The following is a 21,555-nucleotide window of genomic DNA, read 5'->3' as shown; positions in this document are numbered from 1 at the left end:
GCTACCCATGTACTGCTGAGTGAAATATATGCAGCAAAGATCAACAGGCCCTAGGCACGTGAATATAAACTCGTGTTCAAAAGCACTTAAACAGAGCACTTAAACTTAGCACTTAAACAAAGCACCCGAACGGCCCCTTATGCAGAACGTTTAGCGTAAAGCCTCTTGAACCCGCTTTCTTACTACCAGCAGCCAATCAAATTACACAATTTGACACAAAAAGACACAAGGAGTAATGTTTAATAAATTTCTAAGACGAGTTTGTTATGTCTTCACCTACATTGTTCAATACCCATGTTGTTGAGAATCAGCCACATCCCCTACCCGCGTATAACTTGTGGCTGGATGACCCCCTGCTTAAGCACGCTGTGATGGCTAATATAACGTCGCCAAACGCTGACGTAGAATTAAAACTAGGTGTATTTGGGCAAGCCGCGGGCTATGAATTAATGGCACACGGTGAAATTGCTAACAAAAATAAACCCGAGTTCCACCCCTTCGATCGGTATGGTCGCAGAATCGATGATGTAGCATTTCACCCTAGCTACCACACGCTTATGAGTGCGGCCATGAAGGGTAACTTACACAATTATTCGTGGCAGCATGAAAGTCAACAAGGCGCGCATGTCATAAGAGCGGCGTTAATTTTCATGCATTCTCAAGCTGATGCGGGCACAACCTGCCCCCTAACCATGACCCATGCTGCTATTCCTGCACTACGACAAGCTAAAGGCTTACCAAATTATTGGGTAGATAAGGTAGTGCATGGCCAATACGATGACCGCACCTTGCCAGCAGAGCACAAGCATGGCCTGTCTATCGGTATGGGAATGACTGAAAAACAAGGGGGCTCAGATGTTCGCCGCAACACGACCACGGCCACAAAACAACAAGATGGCAGCTACCGCATTGTGGGGCACAAGTTCTTCTTTTCTGCACCCATGTGTGACGGCCATTTAATTCTTGCGCAAACCAACGCTGGCCTAGGGTGCTTTTTATTGCCTAGGGTTATGCCTGATGGCACCTTAAACGAAGTACGCATTCAACGCTTGAAAGACAAATTAGGCGACTGGAGCAATGCTTCATCAGAAGTAGAGTTTCAAGGCGCTACTGCGTACTTAATAGGTGAAGAAGGTCGAGGCGTACGGGTGATTATCGACATGGTATCGCTTACTCGCCTTGATTGTATGATTGGCTCTTCGGCTACTATGAGACAAGGGTTAGTGCAAGCCTATCATCATGTTAGTAATCGAGAAGCCTTTGGTGCAACACTTATTGACCAGCCTTTAATGCAAAATGTCATCGCCGACCTGACTCTTGAATGTACCGCATCATTGGCACTTACCATGCGGGTCGCTCGCGCCGTTGATGCCAGTAAAACCAATCCGAAAGAAGCCGCACTAGCACGTATCGCAACGGCGATTGGTAAATACTGGATTTGTAAGCGAACCCCGGCATTTATTAACGAGGCCCAAGAGTGCTTGGGGGGCATTGGCTATGTTGAAGAGAATATTTTGCCTCGGCTATATCGCCAAGCTCCGCTTAATTCAATTTGGGAAGGCAGTGGTAACGTACAATGCTTAGATGTACTTCGCGCATTGCACAAAGAGCCAGAATCTAAAGCGGCACTTTTTGATTTATTGCATAGCGCAAAAGGGAGAAATGCCTGCTACGATAACCACCTGCAAAGTCTTTTAGACGCTTTCGAAGATACCGCCACCCTAGAAATTCGCAGCCGTTTAATTACAGAGCATACTGCTATTGCCATGCAAGGTGCCTTGCTTCTAAATGAGAGCGATAGCGTGATGGCGAACACCTTTTGTGAAGCAAGGTTAGGCAAACAGCAAGGCTTAGCGTTTGGAACACTGCCTGCTAACGCACCTTTTTTAGATATTATTAAAAAGGGAATGCTTAGCAGTAGCAACAATTAAAACGGGTTAGTACTGAAACCCTGTTCACTTAAACGGGCATGGGCTGTCATCGCAGATAAGTCCATCTCAACGCCCTCTATTAGCATTTCAGAACTTACATCATTAGCGGCTGAGGATTGTCCGCAAACGATTACTCGTACGCCTTTATCCATAAGCGCACGCAATAAATCTAAGTTGCCGTTATCTTCACCTTTTTTCTTTTGATAGGCCGCGTTATTAATCACATCAAGCGTGGCTGAGCCGTGAACCACTAACGCGAGTTGAATATTTTCAAGCTTAGCGCCATTGGTGACATGCATATTAATAAAACGAGCTAGTGAATCAAATTTGCGGTTAACCTTGCCCACATCAGCCCCTTTGGCTACATCGAAGGCGACTTTAAATTGTTGCTGAGGCGATACACTCACGCCTGGCACTGGTGCATGCTTGCCATAGTTATTAAAAACGGGGCCTGCGGCAAAATCATCAGTGCCCGCATGGGCAAACAATGGCGTCGATAAAGCAGATACTGCGGCAAGTGTTGAGGCTAAAAGAGGTAACGATTTCATGCATACTCCACGTTATTAATCAGAAATAAAAAAGCGCCCTACTCACCAAATGAATAGAGCGCGTTTTCAATTCAGTGTAACTATTTACTCGCTGTTTTCAAACTAGCAGCATAGTCTTGAGCCTGTTGAAGCACTCTTAATGCATTACCACTCCATATATCTGCTAAGTCTTCTTCGGTAAAGCCCTCTTCTAACAATCGCTGTGTGATCATGGGTAAATTAACCACATCCATCATATCGTCTACACCGCCGCCGCCATCCCAGTCAGCGCCAATACCTACATGCTTGGGCCCTACAATTTCTAACGCATGTAAGAAGTGTTTCATATACACATCAAACGACGCTTTAACCGCGGGATGCTCATGCTCTATTTCCCTACGCTTCTCTAATAAACTTTCATGGTCAGCACCTTGTTTAACCATGGCCATCAACCCCTTGTAAGCTTCTTTTCGCTCAGGATTTTCAGGCAATGCAGTAAGGTAGTCGCTGTAAGCATTCATTTGAATGACACCGCCCGACTCGGCTAGCTGCTTGAGCAAGTCGTCGTCAATGTTTCGCGGATGATCGTAAATTGCTTTCACGCCAGTATGCGACAATATGATGGGCGTTTTGGACAATTTAATCATGTCTTTCACCGTTTCATCATGAGCATGGGAACCGTCTAACACAATCCCCAATCTATTTGCTTCGCTCACAAAGGTTTCACCTAACGGCGAAAGCCCACCCCACTTTACGCCTTCGGGATCGGTAGAACTATCACCAAGCTGATTGTTTTTGAAATGTACCGGCCCCGCCATTCGTAGCCCAAACTTATAAAAAGTTTCAAGTAGGCTCATATCCGTCCCGAGGGGATAGGAATTTTCCATACTCATATAGACAATATGTTTGCCGGCTTTTTTGATCTCACTAGCATCATCGGGCTCTAGTGCTAATGCAAAGGTTTCTGGATGTTCGGTAACCATGGTGCGAACAGCAAGCGCCCGTAGTAAAGCGGTATCACGGCTTTGTTGATAACCTTCTGTCGTTAGCGGGCCTTGTGGGGTGTAAAGCACCCAAAAACCACCATCTAGCGCCCCTTCTTGCATTCTTGGAACGTCCACTTGTGAAAAGTCATGTCCATAGGTATGACGTTCCATAATATCAAACCCGGGCCTGACCAAATGGGCGGGCGTATCTAGGTGGGTATCTAAGGTCACGAGTTTTCGCTGAATAGCTTCAGCCTCTTCTAGAGATACGTTATCGGCTGCCTGTGTTACAGAACTCGCCATCGCGGTTCCAAGGCCTAAGGCTACCACTACCCCAATCATTGCTTTGTTTAATTGATACAGTTTTGTATTCGTTTTAGTTGTCATGTTAGAAAGCCACCGTTAATGATGCTTGAACATTGCGTGGGCTTAAAGGGCGATAGAAAGCCGATCCTACAAACGCAAACGACAATACTTCCTTGTCGAAAAGGTTATCTACGTTTAACCGTAAGCTCACATTTTCAGGCATACCAAAAGGGTTCACACCGCCTAAATCCACATAGGCACTTACCGTGGTGTAGCTATCCATTTCATAGGTTTCGGCGTAATCGGTATAACGACTGCTGGTATATTTTGCCGATACGTTCGCTACTAGCCATTCTGTTGGCTCGTAGGTAATGCCTCCTGTCATCACCCAGTCTGGGCTATCAGCCAAGGCACTGCCTTCAGGATTACTACCAAAGCCATCTACTAAGCTGGCATTTTTGTACGAGATATTGGCATTCATGTATAACTGTTTTTTGAATACGTCAGGCTGATAAACACCTGATAATTCAAAGCCGTAGGCTTCTGAAGCGCCGCCATTAATATAGAAGCTCTCTGGCTGCCCAGTGGCGGGGTTTAATACGTTACTGGCAAACAAACGATTATCAAAGCGGGTATAGAATAACGCTAATGCCGCGTTAAAGTTTTCTTTGTTGGTACGGTAGCCTAATTCAATATTATCGGCTTCTTCACCTTCGGGAGTATCGGGTTCAAAGCTAACCGCATTGTCATAAATGTCATCTGTACCATTAGGTAGCGCGTAGTTTTTCGAGTAAGACGCGAAGAGTTGGTCGGTGTCATTTAGGGTGTATACCGCGCCTATTGAAGGTAAGAAATGGTTACTAAATTTGCCGCCCACAGATTGAGGCCCATAGCCCGCTTCACCGTCAATTTCGTAATCATCATAATCACGATATCCATCAAGTGAATAATCCACACTTAATGACTTTATACCCACTTCAAGCTTTAAATTATCGTCCATTAAGCTAATGGTATCTTTCACGTACAACTGCGTAGTTTCACGTACCGAGGTATAATCTCGACGATAATATGCCACCTCATCCCAAATCACGTCACCGTCAGCACTACCGCCGGTTTTATTCAAACGCTGTTGCGTACGATGGTAAGTGTCTTTTTCCTGCCAGCCACCAAATTGTATATCGTGGGCATCGAGCGTTAAGTTGAAATCAGCAACAAAGCCTTTTCTATCACCACCTACTGACGATAAGCCATATTGCACGCCGCGTGGGTGCACTACATCTAGCCCTGCTGCCGCCTGATCCTCATAAATACTTAAGGTGTTACTGTAAGAATCGGGAGAAACACCATAACCATCTTTATCTTCAAAATAATAAGTACCGGTAAATAACAAGTTATCTAACAAGTAGGTTTCAAGCTGTGCAGAATAAAGCTTATCGTCGCGAACGTTTACGCGGTCTTCGTAATAACTTGTACAGTTACTGCCGGTGAACACAGGGGTAAAGTCGCTTTCATCAGCCACTCCATCTTGGTTGAAATCGTAAACACCGGGTAGTGGTGCAATACAGCCTTCCGGAATGGCATCTAAGTAGCTGTAATAATAGTTATCGTCAAAAGTCGCTTCGGTACCTGATGGCGAATCATAATCGAAGAAGTCATTCGCCACATAGCTAACGGTAAATGTAGTCTCGTCACTAAAGGCATAAATTGCTTTACCCTCAATGTGTTCTCTGTCGATGGTACCTGGCCCGCGCCATAAATCGCTGTCGGTTTTCGAGCGACTTACATAAGCCTTGAAACCATTAATATCTCCGGTTTCTAATTTAACGAAAGAGCGATTTAAATCATCATCACCAATGGTATAAGACATCATGCCACCGGCTTCGTCAGACGGGTCTACCGAATAGTACGAAGCTATAGGCCCTAAGGTAGAATAACTTGGTGGGAAACATCGCCTGCACCTGGAGAAGCCACTACAGACGCTAAGTTCTCATTATCTACATATCTGAAAATAGGGCTACCGCCGAAAGCATCTGAACGCCCCATTGGAACGCCATTTAGCACAAAGCCCATCTGACTCAAATTGAATGCGCGCACATTCACAGAGTTTCCAAACTCATATAACCCTAATGCACCGTCCGTTTGCACATTAAACCCTGGTAAACTTTCTAACATTTTAAGCCCAGATATACCGCCTGGGGCCGACAACAACGCTTCTCGGGTAACGGCCAGCGTATTGGTCACTTCACCCGTACCAATGGCGACCTCGGTAGTAGAGATACGACGCCCTACTACTTGAATTTTTTCTTCTTCAGTTTCAGCACTGGCGGTTTCACTTTCTTGTGCATACGCAGGGCTGACGGCAAACATTGCCGCAATAGAGACACTTAATAGTGTGGGACGGAACGTTTTATTGGTTTTTATCATGAGTGTGTTTCCTGCTGTGGCTGCAACTACGTACCAACTCGGAGGAAAACCGAGTGGGAGTTCTATCAACACATCACAATAAACATACCAACAACGTTAGACTTTAGTATAAATATAGGCGGCATTTTAATCAGGCGAGCAGCCACCTAGCCTAAGCAACTCATCTGATGAGTTCATTCTCAATCGTTTTGGAAGATAACCATTCACATTAACCACCATTACGTTATAGCAATGCACCAAGAGATCGCCGCTGGTAATGAAAGGTGCACCACAACAGTGAATTACTTGCCTTAAAAAATTAAAACACTCTTTAATTTTAAACAGCTAAGACATTAAGTCTGTCGTGCCGATCACGCTATTTTTACAACACATTATTGAGTGTAAAAACTGCGGTATGCTTGCTATTCACTTTTGCAATTTTTATATTGCTTAAATAATGACATCAACCAACTAATTCAAACTTCATGGAACCGAATTACGCCAATTACTCCTACAATGAGTTACTAGAGGCACTAGAAACTATTGACCATCACGCATACCCCGAGCGAGTCGATAGCATTAAAGCTAGATTAGCTACACTAACTCAGAACAGCACTAGCGCATCTATTCGCGGAGACTACAAAGATATTAGCCTCATACTATTTTTATTTAGTTCGGTAATTGGTGCGGTATGCGCCTGGATGCTATTTAAAGAAAGCGAAGATGATTTTAGGCATATAGTTGGCGCCTTATTGCTACCCGCTTCCCCTTTTTTATATTGGTATTACAAGAAAAAGTGGAAAATTCACGCTCAGGATCACTTCATATTAAATGAAGATGGCGTGCTTTATTGCTTAAAAGGGCAAGATGCTAGATTAGTATGGGTGGATATTACGTCCATCGAGTACTCCCGAACCAGATATCATACCAGCGTATCTTTTGATTCAAATAACAGAGAAAAACGTATCTATATTGATATACAAAAATTCCAGTGTAGTCGGACAATGGTAGAAAACTTCATTAGACAAAAAGCCATCGAACACGATGTGCCGTATCATAAAAGCACATTGTGGAGAGGCAAAAAGCGAATAGTATAAGCAAGGTCCTCATCACTCCTAAAACCCTTGATAAAAGCGGCTTATTTTAAAGACCTTGCGTTGATGATATGAGTCTTAAATTATGTTTCTTAAGCTTTACGCTTGGGAATATCTGCTGTAATGCTTAAGTAAAATAGTTAGTTTACGCCAACTTAGCGTTAAAAAATGCAATGGTTCTAGACCATGCTAGCTCAGCATTGTCTTTGTCAAACCGCCCAGTAGAATCATTATGAAAACCATGATTCGCGTTTTTATACATGTGCATTTCATACGACACATTATTTGCTTTCAAATCTTCTTCGTATCCTGGCCAAGTTGCATTTACTCGCTCATCTAATTCACCAAGTTGAATAAGTAAAGGCGCCTCAATATTTTTACGTAACTCTTTGGCTGCTGGCGTACCGTAAAAAGGAACACCTGCATCTATAAGGTCGCTATCGACGGCAGCTAGGTAATTCACCATGTAACCACCAAAACAAAACCCCACAGCGCCTAATTTTCCATTAGACAATTCGTGCGCTTTGATAAATTCAGCGGCGGCAACAAAATCATGCTCTATTTTTGAACGCTCTAGACTACGCTGCATCGCGCGCCCTTCGTCATCGTTACCCGGATAACCGCCTAACGGAAATAAAGCATCGGGAGCAAACGCGATAAAACCTGCCTTCGCAAGCCTTCTGGCTACATCTTTAACGTAAGGGTTTAATCCACGATTTTCGTGTATTACCAATACTACTGGCGCTTTTTTTTGCGTGGTTTCATTTTGGGTTAAAGCATTTGGGACCACTAAATATCCCTTACCTTCGCCGTGTCCATGGGGTGAAGGAAAGGTTTCGTAGATTGCGGTTATGTCGGGATCGTTAAAGGATATTTGTTCAGCCAACGCGTAATTAGGCAGTAATGACGAGGTTAAGAAGGACATGGAATAGCCAAGGGCAACTAATCCTGTGAGTTTGGTCATGAATGTGCGTCTGTCCATGCCACCGTGGGCATAAGCGTCGTACCAATCGAAAGCTTCTTGTGGAATGGCTTTGTTTTCCTGCTGAAGGCTCATAGTTAATCCTTAATGACACAAAGTGGTAATGCTCGGTAAGTGAACTGCTAGTTAATAACTAAATAAGTGTGGGTGTCCAGACTAATATCCGACTAATATCCAATATATTATGAAAACAGGCGCACTTTTGCGCCGTACCGCATTTATGGCGAAGGTAGTCGTAAATGTAGTGCAAATAGGTTTCATTACTACTAGGAAGGCGTTAACTTTACTCCAATATCACTATTTTGATACGTCATTATGATGTAGTAAACCATGAGGCTTGTATGGCAACGTTAAAAGAACAAACTGAAGCGAAGGTTGAAGCTGGCCGTAAAGGCAACCCAGATTTCATGAAAGGGGTTGATGCAGAAATAGCAAAAGCTAAATCGTTTCAGCAAGGCAGTGATGCATTGGCATTGGCATTGGGTGATAAAGCACCTGAGTTCACGCTGCCAGATGCAAAATTGAATACTGTTTCACTCACTTCTCTATTAAACCAAGGGCCTGTTGTAGTCACTTTTTATCGCGGGAGTTGGTGTCCGTACTGTAATTTGCAGCTTCGTGCCCTACAGTCTCGATTAGACGATATTAAAAGTCTAGGGGCAACGTTAGTGGCTATAAGCCCGCAGGTGCCCGATGATTCGCTCAGTGAAGATGAAATTAGCAAGATGGATTTTATCGTATTGTCAGATCAAAGTGCCAAAGTTGCAGGCCAGTACGGCGTAGCATGGGAAGTGCCTGAATTTCTCATTGAGCACATGAAAAATGATAGGCAACTCGATCTAGAAACCATCAACAACGGTAATGGTAACATTCTGCCTATTCCAGCAACCTTTGTGCTCAATCAAAATGGCGACGTAACCTGGCGTTATGTGGATGTTGATTATAGAACTCGTTCAGAGCCGCAAGATATTATTGATGCACTTAAAAGTATGTAAGCCTATTTGCTTGCAATCTAGAGAGTAAGATACTAGACCTCGGTAGATATATTCAAAACAGCAAAAAGGTGGCCATGGCCACCTTTTTTAAATTATGTGCTGAGCAACAACAATAAAAACAAAAACGACATACTCAGGCTTCAATTTTACCTCTTACTACTTTTTTGTATTCGCTGCGGCCAAATCAATAATTTCAACGTTAGTATTAAATTTACCATTGGTTAAAGCATTGTTCATTTCATCGGGATCTTTAGCATAATCTTGTACAAAGGCTAAAATATTTTGATCGTTACAGGTAACATTTTCAGCAATATAGCGCTTGCTCAAACCAGAATCTTTAATCGATTTGTGCAATTGAATCTTGCTACCTTGTGCTGCAACAACACATAATTTAGAAGATACTGATTCGTCTGCTGCAAATAAAGAATCTGCTGCGTTTGCCATACCAATAGTAGATAAAGAAAGTGTAATTGTAGCTAGTGTTTTAGTGAGAGTATTCATCATTGTCATCCTTTAGGTTAAGTCGAAGTTAATTTTGCAACCTAAATGCCAATATTTTTAAATAAGTAAAATCAACAAGTTAAGCCGAATCAGGGTATTTATCGGATTTTAACCATTCTCATTAACACTATTGAATAGTCATTCTCACTAAATTTTAGCCCTTTATAAAAGTGCATGTTCGTATGCCAATATTTACCTTCTTCGTAACCCACTAAAACGGTAATTTAAATAATTACCGCAACATCAACAACTCGACACTAATTGTAAATAATCTTCTGATGCCATCTCTATCAACCGGCTTTTAGTGCGCTCAAACTCGAACATCAGTGAGCCGCTAGTATAAATCTCATCCTGAGGTACGTAAGCCGTCATGACCAAGTTAGTTTTACTGTCATAACATTCGTCTACCAATGCAATAAATCGGCGTAATGCATCATCCATTGGCGCTAAAACCACTTCCCGCTCTCCGGTTTCAGCAGAGGCGATGTTGATATTCGAACCATTATCTTCAGTGCCCCGCGCTTTAATTCTCTCGTATGCCTGGCCACTCATAGGCGGTACGTTGAACACTAATATGGTTTTGTACAACTTGGCTAACTCTACGTAATCAAAGTGACTACGAGGCCCTTCACACAACGAGGAAAAATCAAAGCAAACTGCCTTATGGCTTATGCCTGAGTTGCTTGTATCAGCGTCACTTTGGGCGATGATATTAATAGTTCGCCCCAACACCGTTACGCTTGACGCCACATCATTGAATGTTAAGTCGTACTGACGAAGGAGGGTTTGATGCAATTCCGCCTGCGCTTGCAATGGCTTAGGTAATTCGAAATAACGTTGAAGGTAATTAAGAGCACGCTTTCTATGATCTTGTTCACCATTAAGATGCAGCACGTGTAAATGGGCTTCAATGGCCGCGATAGCGGGTAAAAAACGTGAGCGCTGTAATCCATTTCGATAAAGCTCGTTTGGCGCACAATTGCTGGTACACACCACTACCATGTTAAGTTCAAACATGTACTGCAGTAAGTTACCTAGTAACATGGCATCGCCAATATCAGAGACAAAGAATTCGTCAAAGCACAGAACCTTGTACTGCTTACTTAGCTGCTTGGCAATATGGCGCAGGGGCTCAGACTTACCGGATAGCTCAGTAAGACGCTTATGCACATCCTGCATAAAATGATGGAAATGTTGTCGTTTACACAAAGCGCTAGGCAAACACGCGTCTAGCAAGTCCATTAAAAAGGTTTTGCCCCGCCCTACCTTGCCCCACAAATAAATGCCTTTACTCTGTGGTTGCTTACTTTTATGAGAAGCGTCTTCGTGAGCACCCTGTAACGAAAGATACAGTTGCTGAAGTAATACAATGGCGTGTTCTTGTGATGGGTCTTTTTGAAGTTTACCCGAATCGACTAACGCTTGATATTTGGTAAGCGGTGAGGACCGTTGCATACAGGTTTTTAAATGATTGTTGCCGAGGAAGATAGCGTTGCGCGTATGTTTGAACTTTCAAACTATTACACTCTATGAACACAGTGCAAAGCGCAACGCTCGATGATTACCAGCTTACGCTTAAGAGGTTTTACCCCACACTGAACTTGGCTTATTGGCTTTCTCTTTCGCTTTCTCTTTCGCTTTTTGGGCCTGCATATCCGCTTTTACGTTCTCGCGTACTTGCTCTTTCGTATGCGCTGTTTTTTTCGCATCAGGGCGGTATTTTTTCACCATGCCTTGCAATAAATTTCGCACAACTTGGTCGCCAGCCACTTTATAGTTTCTGTGATCGGGTTTTCTGAAAAACGCAGAAAGTTCGTTCTTGCTTAATCTGAAATCAGCCATTTGAAGCGCGTTAATCATGTCTTCGTCTTTGTAGCTCATAGCAATACGGATTTTTCGAAGCACTTCGTTGTTACTCAAACGCTCACCGGCTTTTAAAATAACAGGCTCAACACCTTCTTGTTTGCCACGTCTTTTAATGATTAAGCCGTCTAAGAACAAAGAAATGATTTTGTCTCTGCAAGGTAGATACCCTTCTTCACCTTCTTTTTTCATAATTGAATGAAGGTAGTCTACATCCATGTCGTAATCTACTAACTTGAAAATACCGATAGCAGCGGTATCGTTAATTGCCAAAGCAAAACGTAGGCGTCGTAGAACATCATTGTGGATCATGGTTTTTAGTCTTAATCTAGAGGTGGCTCATTTATTATGGCGTAGTTTATCGCAATGGCTAATAGACCGCGAATTAAAAGCGCGGGTTTGCGTGATTTGATTCGGCTTTATGTTTAATTCGTGTTATTTACGGTAATAAATCGATCCTAATTGGTGGTTTTCTTCTTTAAACTACTAAAGCAGCTCTTTATTCGGCGTACTTATGACACCAACAAATAAAAGTAAACATACGGCAAGCAAACCCTTTTACCTGATTTTAGTCTTATTGGCGGTAAGCTTCTTAGCTGGGTGTGCCAGCAAGGGCCCCCAAATTAACATTGATGAAAGCCAAAATTTTGCTGAAATCAATACATTTTTTGTTCGACCACCACTTAATAGTTTGAACCCAGAAATAGAAAGCCAACTTACATCAGCGATTAGCCGAGCTCTTATCGCCAAGGGGCTCAAGCCCTCGCCAGAAGAAGGGGCAGATGTACTGGTAGGTTTCCTTCCTTCTACCGCCAGTGAAGAAAATGACACGCGGTTAAATCTAGGATTAGGCTCGGGTGTGTTTGGGCGTTCTGGTGGCATCTCTCTTGGCAGTATATTCAGCGTACCTATTGGTGAGCGTGTGACGCAATATCAAAATCTTCAAATCGACGTAGTAAGAGGCGATACCTTTATTTACAGTGCGTTGGGTAGTGTAGAAGTAGAATCTACCGATTCAGTCACTATCCAAAATAAACTTGGCGAGTTAGTGGCCAATTTACTTGAAGCCTTTCCAGCAAAATAAAAGTCACTTATGTCGGGCACATGACATAATGAGAATAGTTAGCTTGCTTGTTATAAGACACTCTCTTGTTTTCATCGTAGGCTATAAACTCTATACAGAAGGTTTTTTATGAAAGTTATATTATTTGCTATCACACTTTTTCTCACTGGATGTGCAAGCACTAACGGCTTAGCGGTTTTCTCTTTTTCAAATGCTGAAGTTCAGTCGTTGCTTACCAAGCAAATGCCTAATTTAACTGAAAACGTTAATCTTATGGGCTTGCCTGTACAGCTCAATGTGAATGATGTGAGCGTAAATATTGGCCCAGATAACCGCGATGTCATATCACTGGGGTTAGACACAGGGGCAGAAATTAATGCTTTCGCCTTTAAATATCCGGTACGTTTAACCTTTCAGATTGAAGGCAGCCCTTACTATGATAGTGAGCAAAAAGCCGTATTTCTCCGCAACCTTAATTTACTCGACTCAAGCGTAGAAGCAGGAAGCTATAAGGGGAATCTAAAACCATTAAACAATGAAGTGATGAATTTACTCAACGCTTTTCTGGCGGTTAACCCTGTTTATAAATTAGATATGAATAACCCTAAAGTGGCGCTATTAAGCAAAGTACCGCTAGACATGAAAGTGGTTGAGGGTGCTGTTCAATTAGTACCAAGAAACTGGAATAACTAGGCCATAATAAAAAATAATAATAAGGTAACGCATGAAAATTAGCTTAACACTGCTTCAAATAGCACCTCGATTAGTCGCACTGGGCACCTTAGCGCTAATAATGACGCCAATACTAATGCCAGCAACCGCTTTTAGCGCAGAAAAAATGGCGACTGTCCCTATTATTCAGCCAGCCCCTTTAGTGTCGATTGCCAGCCACGATAGTTTTTTTGACAGTATACGCGCGCTGTGTGGTAAAGCGTTTGCGGGGAAAGTAACGGTTGATAACCAGCCCACTAGCAGCATGACTGATAAACCTTTGGTTATGCATGTCAGGCGCTGTAAAGACGATGTGTTATATATCCCCTTCCACGTGGGTGAGGATGCATCTCGGACGTGGATCATTACAAAAACGGGCTCTGGGTTGTCGCTCAAGCATGATCATCGCCATAAAGATGGTAGCTACTCGGAATCGACCATGTACGGCGGCCATACCCTTGATGCTGGTTGGCCCCAAGTTCAATCTTTTCCCGCCGATGCCTACTCTAAAGCCTTGTTTGCGAAAAGTGGCATTCCCCAATCAAGCTCCAATATTTGGCAAATGTTTATTTACCCGGAAACCTTTACCTACCGATTGATTAGAGAAGGCAGAGAGTTCCGGGTCGATTTTGATTTAACCCAACCTATACCCGTACCTGCGGCACCATGGGGCTATGCTGACTAAGTTTGGCATTACAAGACGGGGCGCCTTACGCTACTTAGCTAAATGCGGGGCGCATACCTTAGCCGTTTGCTTAGCATCGAATATTTCAATCCAATAATCATCTGGATCTTTAATAAATGCGATGCCTTTCATCGAACCATCGTTAGGACGTTTTTGGAAAGGGACACCTAGCGCTTCAAACCTTTCACATGCAGCGTCTAGATTCGGTACGTGAAAGCCAATATGACCAAAGCCTTTCGGTTCGCTATTGCCATTATGATAATGAACCGTGTCTGCGGTATCGCCCCAGTTATGAGTGAGTTCTAACATGGCTGGACGACCAAAGGTTTGGGCGGTTCGCTCACTGTCATCTTTGCTAATATCAGAAAAATCGTCACCCGCTGCTAAGAAATAAAGGCTAAATTTCATCCCTTCAAAGTCAAGACGTTTTAGCAAGGTCATTCCCATTACTCGTGTATAAAAATCGAGTGAACGTGCAGGGTCGGCAATACGTAGCATGGTCTGGTTGAAAATAAACCCTTCTGTCGCCTTATCCTTGTCTTCACACAATCCTTCGGCGTTATCAAAATGTCGGCTCATTGAAATAGTATCCTTAGTTAAGTGACTTCGTCAGTGCTTTAAATGGGGGCAATCAAAGCTATAAGCAACAATGAAAGCAGCAATAGATGTTTTATTGTACAACGGCTTAGACTATTGGACCTTTGATAGCAGCACATTCTCTCTGTTAGTACAAAGCCTGAACATTTATACTTTGTTTATTCAGTTGGCATAACCCGAACTCATAGTAAATGCGCTTTTTTGTTTTGATCCTGTTACTGGTCATTTGTACTTCCGCCCGTTCGCAGCAGGCTAGCCCCTTGCCTTCTCAGGATGAAGCTTCATTTCAGCGCGCTGAAACATTACTTTCCCAGGCACAACAAGCACAAGATTCCTCACCAAAACGCAGCACTATATGGGCTAATCAAGCCCTAAAAATATCGGAAGAAATAGACGACGTTAGCACGTCAGCACAAGCGCATTTTCTACTTGGAAAACTAACGAGTCGAACCGATCAATACAAAAAATCACAGCACCATTTTTTTACCGCGTCAGCTATATTCGAAAAGCTCAACGATACGGAAAATTATATATCGTCGAATGTGGGCTATATCGATGTATTGGTGAAAGATAAACAATTCACCAAAGCGGAAAACGCGATTACAACGCTAGTGCCATTGGCTTTTCAATACGGCGTAGATTTCCCTATTGGGATTACCTTAAAAGCCAAAGGTGATTACCATTTCGCACGGGCAGAATACACTATTGCGGTTGTGCAATATTTGATGGCTATTGAATATCTTACGGTCAACGAAAGCCACATTCAGAAACTAAACGCAAGAACCCTCGTCAGAATTGCTGAGGCCTACAAGCGATTAGAAAACCGAGAAAAAACCGTTGAATATTATGAAAAAGCATTAGCTATATATACAGACTTAAATGAAATAAAGTCTATGGCACGTACCTTTAATACACTGGCTGAAGCACAACGATACCTTGGTAACTTAGTACTTGCGCTAGACTACGCATTACAAAGTTTAGCCCTTCACGGCCAAATAGATGATGCTGAGGGCCGCGCTAAAGCGTTGATGGGAGCAGGGATTATTTACCGCTACATAGGCCGCTATGAACAGTCTTTAAAGCATGTACATCAAGCTCATAAGTATTATAAGAAGGTCAATGATGCGACGGGCATAGCAAAAACGTCGAATCAGATAGGTCATATATATTTTAGGCTGGAACAATTCGACCAAGCCCGCTCGTTCTACATGCTGTCCATTAGCTTGCCAGAGGAAAAAGTTGAGCCTAAAACCCTTGCTACCGCGCTAAGAGAAAGCGCGATTATCGATTACAACAAGGGTAACTATGCTTCGGCAACCTTGTTAGCGCAAAAAGCAGATGATATTTATCGGGACAGCAATGACAAGGCAAAGCAATCAATAACCCAGCGAATATTGGCGAACATCAAACGAGACGAAAATAACGTTTCCGGCGCGCTTGATTATTATAAAGAATCACTGGCTTTAGCCACAGAGATCGAAAGTGATTTTTATCAAATTAAAACGCTCATTCCATTAGCAGGTATGCTCATTGATACCGACATGGAAGAGGCTATTAAGCTGTTAAAAAGCGCCCTGACATTAGCACGTAAAAATGGCTACAAAGCCTATACGTTAGAAAGTTATCGTTATTTGCGACTAGCAGAGAAACGTAGAGGCAATACAGCGGCATCTTTACAATACGCTGAACAAGAAATTGCCTTAAGCGAAGTTATTCAAGAAGACACCAGTAACAACGAACTCGCGCTGGAGAAAGCCAAGCTACATTCATTAAGACTAGAAATAGAGTTAGAAACTCTGCGAGAAAAAAACAAACTCGATAAACTTGAACTGGCCCGAAAGAACAATGAAATTGAGATAGCCCAGCAAGCCACCACCATTTCAGAACTTGAATTAACTAAAAATAGATATGCCAGTGTCGCATTAGCATTGTTATTGGCCGTTTGTTTAGCAGCTATACTGTTAATTTATCGTCGCTTTATGTTGTCGAAACAACACAACAGGGAACTCGACTATTTAGCCACGCGAGACCCATTGACGAACTGCTTTAATCGCCGCGTTCTGTTTGATTTAATGGAACGAGATTTTGCAAGAAAGCCAAAGCCTGAAGACTATTGCGTGATAATGATAGATATCGATTATTTTAAATCTATCAATGATAGTTACGGGCATACCATCGGTGACTTAGTACTTCGAGGCGTTGCTAAAACTTTACAAAAGTGTGTTCGTCAGAACGACATTGTTGCAAGGTTTGGTGGGGAGGAGTTCTGCATTGTATTGCCAGATACCTCCTCACACCAAGCCATGCGTATAGCGGAAAATATGCGAGAAACTATTCAAGTTTGTCGCTTTGATGATATCGCGATTACCTGCAGCTTAGGCGTATCATCTATTCGCTTTAACGCAACGACGCCTTCTGAGTTTATAGACCAAGCCGATCTCGCATTATTTAAGTCGAAATCATTAGGCCGTAATCGGGTCACCTTGTGGAGCGAGGCTCTTGCTAGAGCGCAAGACTAACGTAACTATACAACGGTAATCACATCTTCCATTGGCAAACGTGCTTTAGGTAAACCGTGGTTCCAGTCCTGCTCTTCGTCTGCATAGCCAAGTGCAAGCGCCACTTCACAAACATGTCCGTCTAACTCTTCGCTAAACAATTCACCAATCAAGTCAGCGTCCACGCCTTCCATCGGTGTAGAAGCAATACCAAGGCGGGCTAGAGTGTGGAGCAAGTTTCCAAATGCTAGATAAACTTGAGCTTTTGTCCATGCGCCGTTGTAGCCGTTCTCATCAGTATTAGCTTCTGCAAAAGCGTAAGCCCCCATAAACGAGTCTCGCATTGCTTCTGGTAAGTGACCAGACGCCACTTCAGCATCAACACGTTTAACAAATTTCTCTTTGGTAAACTTAGGGTCGTAAGCAAATAAGATTGTGTGAGATGCTTCTTTTGCATGCAATTGGTTGAACTGGTGCTTGTTAGCAAAAGTGTCGTGTAGGCGCTGTTTTGCACTGTCACTTTCAACCACAACAAACTTCCAAGGTTGAGAGTTTATAGAAGAGGCTGATAACCTTAATGCTTCCAATATAGTGGTTAAGTCTTCTGAAGAAATACGTTTGCTACTGTCGTACTTTTTAACGGTATAACGCTGGTTTAAATCACTGATAATTTGGTTAGACATAACTAATTCCTAATATTTAATGCGAATACTTTAGATGCAGAGAAGTTTAACGAGTTATACTAAAGACGATAAGCCCAGTAATGATTGAATGAGTTTAAACAAATTTTTGATAATGGAAGCGCAGGCTAAACGTCTATTTTTCACTGCCATACTAGAAATAGGAGGCAGACAATAGAAAATCGCGCTATTTTTGAAATCACTATCGATACTAAAGAGCAGTAATGACAGAGCAGCAGTCTCTATCAATTAAAAAGAATCTAACAATACGCCTGTTACGTGTACTTAGGTACAACAAGGCAAGAGTAGAACGTGCACTTATGCTTATGCCTGCTGAGCACAAGCCGTTGTTCCATGTACTGCCGTTTTTACTGCACGTAAATCATCCTGAGCTTCCAGGTTATATTGAAGGCGAAAATATTCCCTTTGGTATTCATAACTACTCATTTCGCGATGTTGTTGAAAATGCACTTTTGCAATGCTTCCCAGATAAGCGTGATTTGCTCTCTGATATCAAGCCTCTGTGGCCCCGTCAGCGAGCGATTGATGCGTTAGTGCTTATGGGAAGTATTGGCACCATTGCACAAACTGACACCTCTGATTTCGACTATTGGGTGTGCGTCGATGGTAAGCAACTATCAGAAACATCGCTTACTAAACTACAAGAAAAATTAACTGCCATTGAAAGTTGGGCAGACCGCAAATTCGGTATAGAAGTGCACTTTTTCCTATCTGAAATTGACAATGTGCGACGTAACGACTTTGGTATTGCCGATGGAGAAAGCGCAGGCTCCGCTCAATCCCTGTTTCTTAAAGCTGAGTTTTACACCACCAATATTGTAGTGGCTGGAAAGGCTCCTTTTTGGTGGTTAACCCCAGAAAAAACAAATGATCAGCAATATGCAGCATTAAAAGATCACCTAGAAGAGGGTGGATCTCCAGATTTAAGTTGGTTTATGGACCTTGGTAACCTTGAAAAGCTCGACGCCAGCGAGTTGTTTGGTGCTGCAATATGGCAGTTAAGCAAGGCCATGGATTCGCCGTTCAAGTCGGTACTAAAAATAGCGAAGTTAGAAGTTTATCTTGCTCATATTGAGCACGGTCAGCCTTTATGCAGCTTGCTTAAAAAGCATGTTCACCGAGGTGCCGAAGCACCTGGACAAGTCGCAGTTATCGACCCTTATGCGCTGATGTTCGACCAACTTATTGAACATTACGAAAAAGAGGGGCAGCCTGAAGACATGTTATTGCTTCAACAGTGCCTATACCTCAAATGCAATTGCAAACTCAGCCAACCGCCGCTACGTGGCGAAACCTCAACGTTTAAACGCAAGATAATAGCGGCCTATGCTAAAAAGTGGGGGTGGACAAAACAAGACCTTTACCATTTGGATAATCAGCACGAATGGTCGTTTCACGAGCGGGTTCAATTAAGCCGACGAATTCATCGATTTCTTTTGAAATGCTATCGACGTATTTCAAGTCAGCTTGGTGCTGAACAACAAACCATGAGTAAAGAAGACATGACCGTACTAGGTCGTCGACTGAGTACGTTTTATGGCAAGAAACCGAACAAAATTGAATTTCTACGCCGCGCGTTTGATGAAAACCTTTACTGCGAAACGGTAACCGTGGCGCTAAAGCACAGTAAAACAGGGCAAGAAACTTGGACTGTGTATGCCACAGATATACTCAGCAAGTCGGGAAAAATATCGCAAAATCAGAAGATAACGCAAACATCCTCTGCTATTGAGTTAATTGTATGGTGCGTAGCAAATCGTATTATCGACGCAAAAACCACCATCTACCTTGATTACAATGCCACAGAGGTAAGCGAACTGGATTTGAACGACTTATTGAAACATATCTGCCGCTACTTTCCGCCCATTAAAGTCTCTTCGCTGCAAAGAGATAATTTGCTCACTAGCGCTCGCATTACAACCTGCTTAGCTGTTGTAAATTTCAACACGCTCAGGCAAAAGGCGAGCGTTGAAGAGGTCTCTGTGTTGTATACCACGTCGTGGGGCGAAACCTTTTTATTCCACGGAAAAGATGTGCTTGATACACTCTGGTTTGAGCTTGAAGAAACGGAGCCTGCACCGCCTTGTTATGCCATGGTGCCTCGCGGAAATCAGCAGGCTCGCATTCAGGGTGAGTTTTTAGAATCCACTGGTGTGAGTTTTTCACTTATTCACTAAACACGTCCCCTGTGTTCTCCCCCTTCTATTCTGCGCCTCTCTTTATTGCCAAACAGTCACATTGGCCATAAGATTCCTTCTCTTGAGCCTGAAAAAGCTAATATTTTTTTGTTTATCTAGGTATGCTAGAAAACAAAACTACGTATTACGTTGTGGGGCTACCATGCTAAAAACTAAAACCCAAACATCCGTTCTCCCTTTTGTTTTGTCAGTAACCTTGCTGTGTACCCTGCTAAGTGCCTGCACTAACGTTACTACCACTACTCAATCGGCAAAGTCTCTCGATAAAAAACTCACCGCAGAACAACTCATCGAGTCTCTTGATTTAACCGGCCACGTTGAAGGCGGTTTTTTTCGCCAAACTTTTAAAGCAGATCACAGGCCGCTAATAAGTACAGAAAACGGCGATAGAGTGAATATGACCTCTATTTATTACCTGCTAAGTGCCCAATCTCCTATCGGACATTTTCATATGAATCGTTCTGACATCATGCATTACTTCCACATGGGAGACCCCATTACGTATTACCTCATTAACCAAGATGGCAGCCTTGAAACCCATGTATTAGGCCCCGATCCTACGCAAGGCCACAAGATGCAAATGGTGGTAAAAGGCGGAACCTGGAAGGCGTCAAAAATACTGACTACCGGCTCCTATGGTTACGGCCTAATAGGAGAAGCGGTAGCGCCTGGTTTCGAATATATTGATATGCAGTTGGGCGAACGCGCTGAGTTAATTAAGCAATTTCCTCAGCACAGTAAGCTCATTACATCGTTAACCCGATAAAAGAAGTCGCTCGCATTGTTCGAAGGTCAAACCTAAGCGCGCTTATGATAAAAACACTTTTACCCTAAATAGCCATCTACCCTACAACTACATCAACTATCACAATATAAAGGTTAACTATGAGCCCACGTACTGTCGCATTTTCAAGAACACGCTTAACTGAGCTAATGGTTCCTTCTTTTGCCAACTTCGGTGGAAAAGTCCATGGCGGAATTATTTTGTCTTTAATGGATAAAGTGGCCTACGCCTGTGCCAGTAAGCACGCTGGCGCCTATTGCGTTACGGTTACCGTTGATGGCGTTGAGTTTTTACAGCCTGTGGAAGTGGGCGAACTATTATCGCTAGATGCTACTGTGCATTACGTCGGAAACACTTCATTGGTGGTGGGTATTAAAGTCACGTCTGAGAACATCAAGACCAATAAAGTGAAGCATACCAATAACAGCTTTTTCACGATGGTGGCTAAAGACGACAACGGTGTGCCAGTAAAAGTGCCCGAGCTTGAACTCAGTAACCCTCACGAAATGCGTCATTTTGTCACAACGATTAAGCGTAATAAAGTAAAACGAGAAGCGCAGGCAAGAATACAAAAAGAACACGACGACTTCATTCCAAAAGAAGACTTTGTATTGCTTGATAAACAGCGCTGCACCATCACCTTCGACAAAGATGCGTCTTATACCCAAGAGTAAGATACAAAAAAGCCCTTGGTGTTTTGCAACAACCAAGGGCTTTTATTAATGCTTAC

General features: G+C 42.9%; 19 protein-coding genes and 1 pseudogene. 10 read left to right on the top strand and 10 right to left on the bottom strand.

Annotated features, from left to right (window positions below):
* Positions 1–266 precede the first annotated feature (266 nt).
* Complete coding sequence (locus tag AAC006_RS12945; protein ID WP_339891559.1) at positions 267–1,931, top strand: isovaleryl-CoA dehydrogenase; 1,665 nt, start codon at positions 267–269, stop codon at positions 1,929–1,931.
* Here AAC006_RS12945 and AAC006_RS12940 read toward each other — a convergent pair.
* The 4 genes from AAC006_RS12940 to AAC006_RS12925 all read right to left on the bottom strand — a co-directional run bounded on the left by AAC006_RS12940 (position 1,928) and on the right by AAC006_RS12925 (position 6,174).
* Positions 1,928–2,479: a DsrE family protein gene (locus AAC006_RS12940; RefSeq protein WP_062087798.1), complete on the bottom strand. Its 552-nt coding sequence runs from the start codon at positions 2,477–2,479 to the stop codon at positions 1,928–1,930. The two genes, AAC006_RS12945 and AAC006_RS12940, sit on opposite strands and share 4 nt — an antisense overlap.
* A gap of 80 nt (positions 2,480–2,559) precedes the next feature.
* A complete protein-coding gene (locus tag AAC006_RS12935; RefSeq protein ID WP_338456820.1) occupies positions 2,560–3,747 on the bottom strand; it encodes a dipeptidase in 1,188 nt (395 codons plus the stop codon).
* A gap of 85 nt (positions 3,748–3,832) precedes the next feature.
* Entirely contained in the window at positions 3,833–5,620 is a 1,788-nt protein-coding gene (locus tag AAC006_RS12930) for a TonB-dependent receptor (RefSeq protein ID WP_339891556.1), read from the bottom strand.
* A gap of 50 nt (positions 5,621–5,670) precedes the next feature.
* A complete protein-coding gene (locus tag AAC006_RS12925; protein ID WP_339891554.1) occupies positions 5,671–6,174 on the bottom strand; it encodes a Plug domain-containing protein in 504 nt (167 codons plus the stop codon).
* 464 nt (positions 6,175–6,638) lie between these two features.
* Between AAC006_RS12925 and AAC006_RS12920 the strand changes: the two genes are divergently transcribed.
* The gene (locus tag AAC006_RS12920; RefSeq protein ID WP_339891552.1) at positions 6,639–7,250 is read left to right on the top strand and encodes a hypothetical protein; all 612 of its coding nucleotides are present in this window, start codon (positions 6,639–6,641) and stop codon (positions 7,248–7,250) included.
* A 142-nt stretch (positions 7,251–7,392) separates the two neighbouring features.
* Here the strand turns inward: AAC006_RS12920 and AAC006_RS12915 are convergent, their stop codons facing one another.
* The gene (locus AAC006_RS12915; RefSeq protein ID WP_013783125.1) at positions 7,393–8,304 is read right to left on the bottom strand and encodes a dienelactone hydrolase family protein; all 912 of its coding nucleotides are present in this window, start codon (positions 8,302–8,304) and stop codon (positions 7,393–7,395) included.
* A gap of 266 nt (positions 8,305–8,570) precedes the next feature.
* Between AAC006_RS12915 and AAC006_RS12910 the strand changes: the two genes are divergently transcribed.
* On the top strand, positions 8,571–9,224 hold the full coding sequence (locus AAC006_RS12910; RefSeq protein WP_339891550.1) for a peroxiredoxin-like family protein: 654 nt from the start codon (positions 8,571–8,573) through the stop codon (positions 9,222–9,224).
* Positions 9,225–9,380: 156 nt separating this feature from the next.
* Here the strand turns inward: AAC006_RS12910 and AAC006_RS12905 are convergent, their stop codons facing one another.
* The 3 genes from AAC006_RS12905 to AAC006_RS12895 all read right to left on the bottom strand — a co-directional run bounded on the left by AAC006_RS12905 (position 9,381) and on the right by AAC006_RS12895 (position 11,900).
* The gene (locus tag AAC006_RS12905) at positions 9,381–9,728 is read right to left on the bottom strand and encodes a DUF3718 domain-containing protein (RefSeq protein WP_158306759.1); all 348 of its coding nucleotides are present in this window, start codon (positions 9,726–9,728) and stop codon (positions 9,381–9,383) included.
* A 240-nt stretch (positions 9,729–9,968) separates the two neighbouring features.
* Positions 9,969–11,180: a cell division protein ZapE gene (gene zapE / locus AAC006_RS12900; protein ID WP_013783122.1), complete on the bottom strand. Its 1,212-nt coding sequence runs from the start codon at positions 11,178–11,180 to the stop codon at positions 9,969–9,971.
* Between the two features lie 120 nt (positions 11,181–11,300).
* On the bottom strand, positions 11,301–11,900 hold the full coding sequence (locus AAC006_RS12895; protein WP_013783121.1) for a DUF1456 family protein: 600 nt from the start codon (positions 11,898–11,900) through the stop codon (positions 11,301–11,303).
* A gap of 202 nt (positions 11,901–12,102) precedes the next feature.
* Here AAC006_RS12895 and AAC006_RS12890 point away from each other — a divergent pair, with 202 nt between their 5' ends.
* The 3 genes from AAC006_RS12890 to AAC006_RS12880 all read left to right on the top strand — a co-directional run bounded on the left by AAC006_RS12890 (position 12,103) and on the right by AAC006_RS12880 (position 14,047).
* Positions 12,103–12,672: a DUF4136 domain-containing protein gene (locus AAC006_RS12890; RefSeq protein WP_013783120.1), complete on the top strand. Its 570-nt coding sequence runs from the start codon at positions 12,103–12,105 to the stop codon at positions 12,670–12,672.
* A gap of 108 nt (positions 12,673–12,780) precedes the next feature.
* A complete protein-coding gene (locus AAC006_RS12885; protein ID WP_013783119.1) occupies positions 12,781–13,344 on the top strand; it encodes a DUF1439 domain-containing protein in 564 nt (187 codons plus the stop codon).
* 115 nt (positions 13,345–13,459) lie between these two features.
* Entirely contained in the window at positions 13,460–14,047 is a 588-nt protein-coding gene (locus tag AAC006_RS12880; RefSeq protein WP_126871699.1) for a hypothetical protein, read from the top strand.
* 30 nt (positions 14,048–14,077) lie between these two features.
* Here AAC006_RS12880 and gloA read toward each other — a convergent pair whose 3' ends face one another.
* Positions 14,078–14,626: a lactoylglutathione lyase gene (gene gloA, locus AAC006_RS12875; RefSeq protein WP_013783118.1), complete on the bottom strand. Its 549-nt coding sequence runs from the start codon at positions 14,624–14,626 to the stop codon at positions 14,078–14,080.
* Between the two features lie 278 nt (positions 14,627–14,904).
* Between gloA and AAC006_RS12870 the strand changes: the two genes are divergently transcribed.
* Complete coding sequence (locus AAC006_RS12870; protein WP_244361085.1) at positions 14,905–17,163, top strand: tetratricopeptide repeat-containing diguanylate cyclase; 2,259 nt, start codon at positions 14,905–14,907, stop codon at positions 17,161–17,163.
* 5 nt (positions 17,164–17,168) lie between these two features.
* Here AAC006_RS12870 and AAC006_RS12865 read toward each other — a convergent pair whose 3' ends face one another.
* On the bottom strand, positions 17,169–17,825 hold the full coding sequence (locus tag AAC006_RS12865; RefSeq protein WP_013783115.1) for an NAD(P)H-dependent oxidoreductase: 657 nt from the start codon (positions 17,823–17,825) through the stop codon (positions 17,169–17,171).
* Between the two features lie 221 nt (positions 17,826–18,046).
* On the opposite strand from AAC006_RS12865, the gene AAC006_RS12860 reads away from it, so the two are divergent.
* The 3 genes and pseudogenes from AAC006_RS12860 (at position 18,047) to AAC006_RS12850 (ending at position 21,499) form a co-directional block, all read left to right on the top strand.
* Positions 18,047–20,020, top strand: a complete 1,974-nt coding sequence (locus AAC006_RS12860) for a class I adenylate cyclase (protein WP_041452481.1) — start codon at positions 18,047–18,049, stop codon at positions 20,018–20,020.
* A 280-nt stretch (positions 20,021–20,300) separates the two neighbouring features.
* A pseudogene (locus tag AAC006_RS12855) lies at positions 20,301–20,807 on the top strand (cupin domain-containing protein); the annotation flags it as partial.
* Between the two features lie 119 nt (positions 20,808–20,926).
* Positions 20,927–21,499 carry an acyl-CoA thioesterase gene (locus tag AAC006_RS12850; protein ID WP_013783112.1) on the top strand — a complete coding sequence of 191 codons (573 nt, stop codon included), beginning with the start codon at positions 20,927–20,929 and terminating at the stop codon, positions 21,497–21,499.
* Positions 21,500–21,555: the final 56 nt, after the last annotated feature.

It is taken from the genome of uncultured Alteromonas sp. (assembly GCF_963976965.1).
In the GTDB taxonomy this organism is placed as follows: Bacteria; Pseudomonadota; Gammaproteobacteria; order Enterobacterales; family Alteromonadaceae; genus Alteromonas; species Alteromonas naphthalenivorans.
The sequence above is the reverse complement of the archived record's forward strand: the minus strand, read 5'-3'. Positions and strand labels throughout refer to the sequence as shown.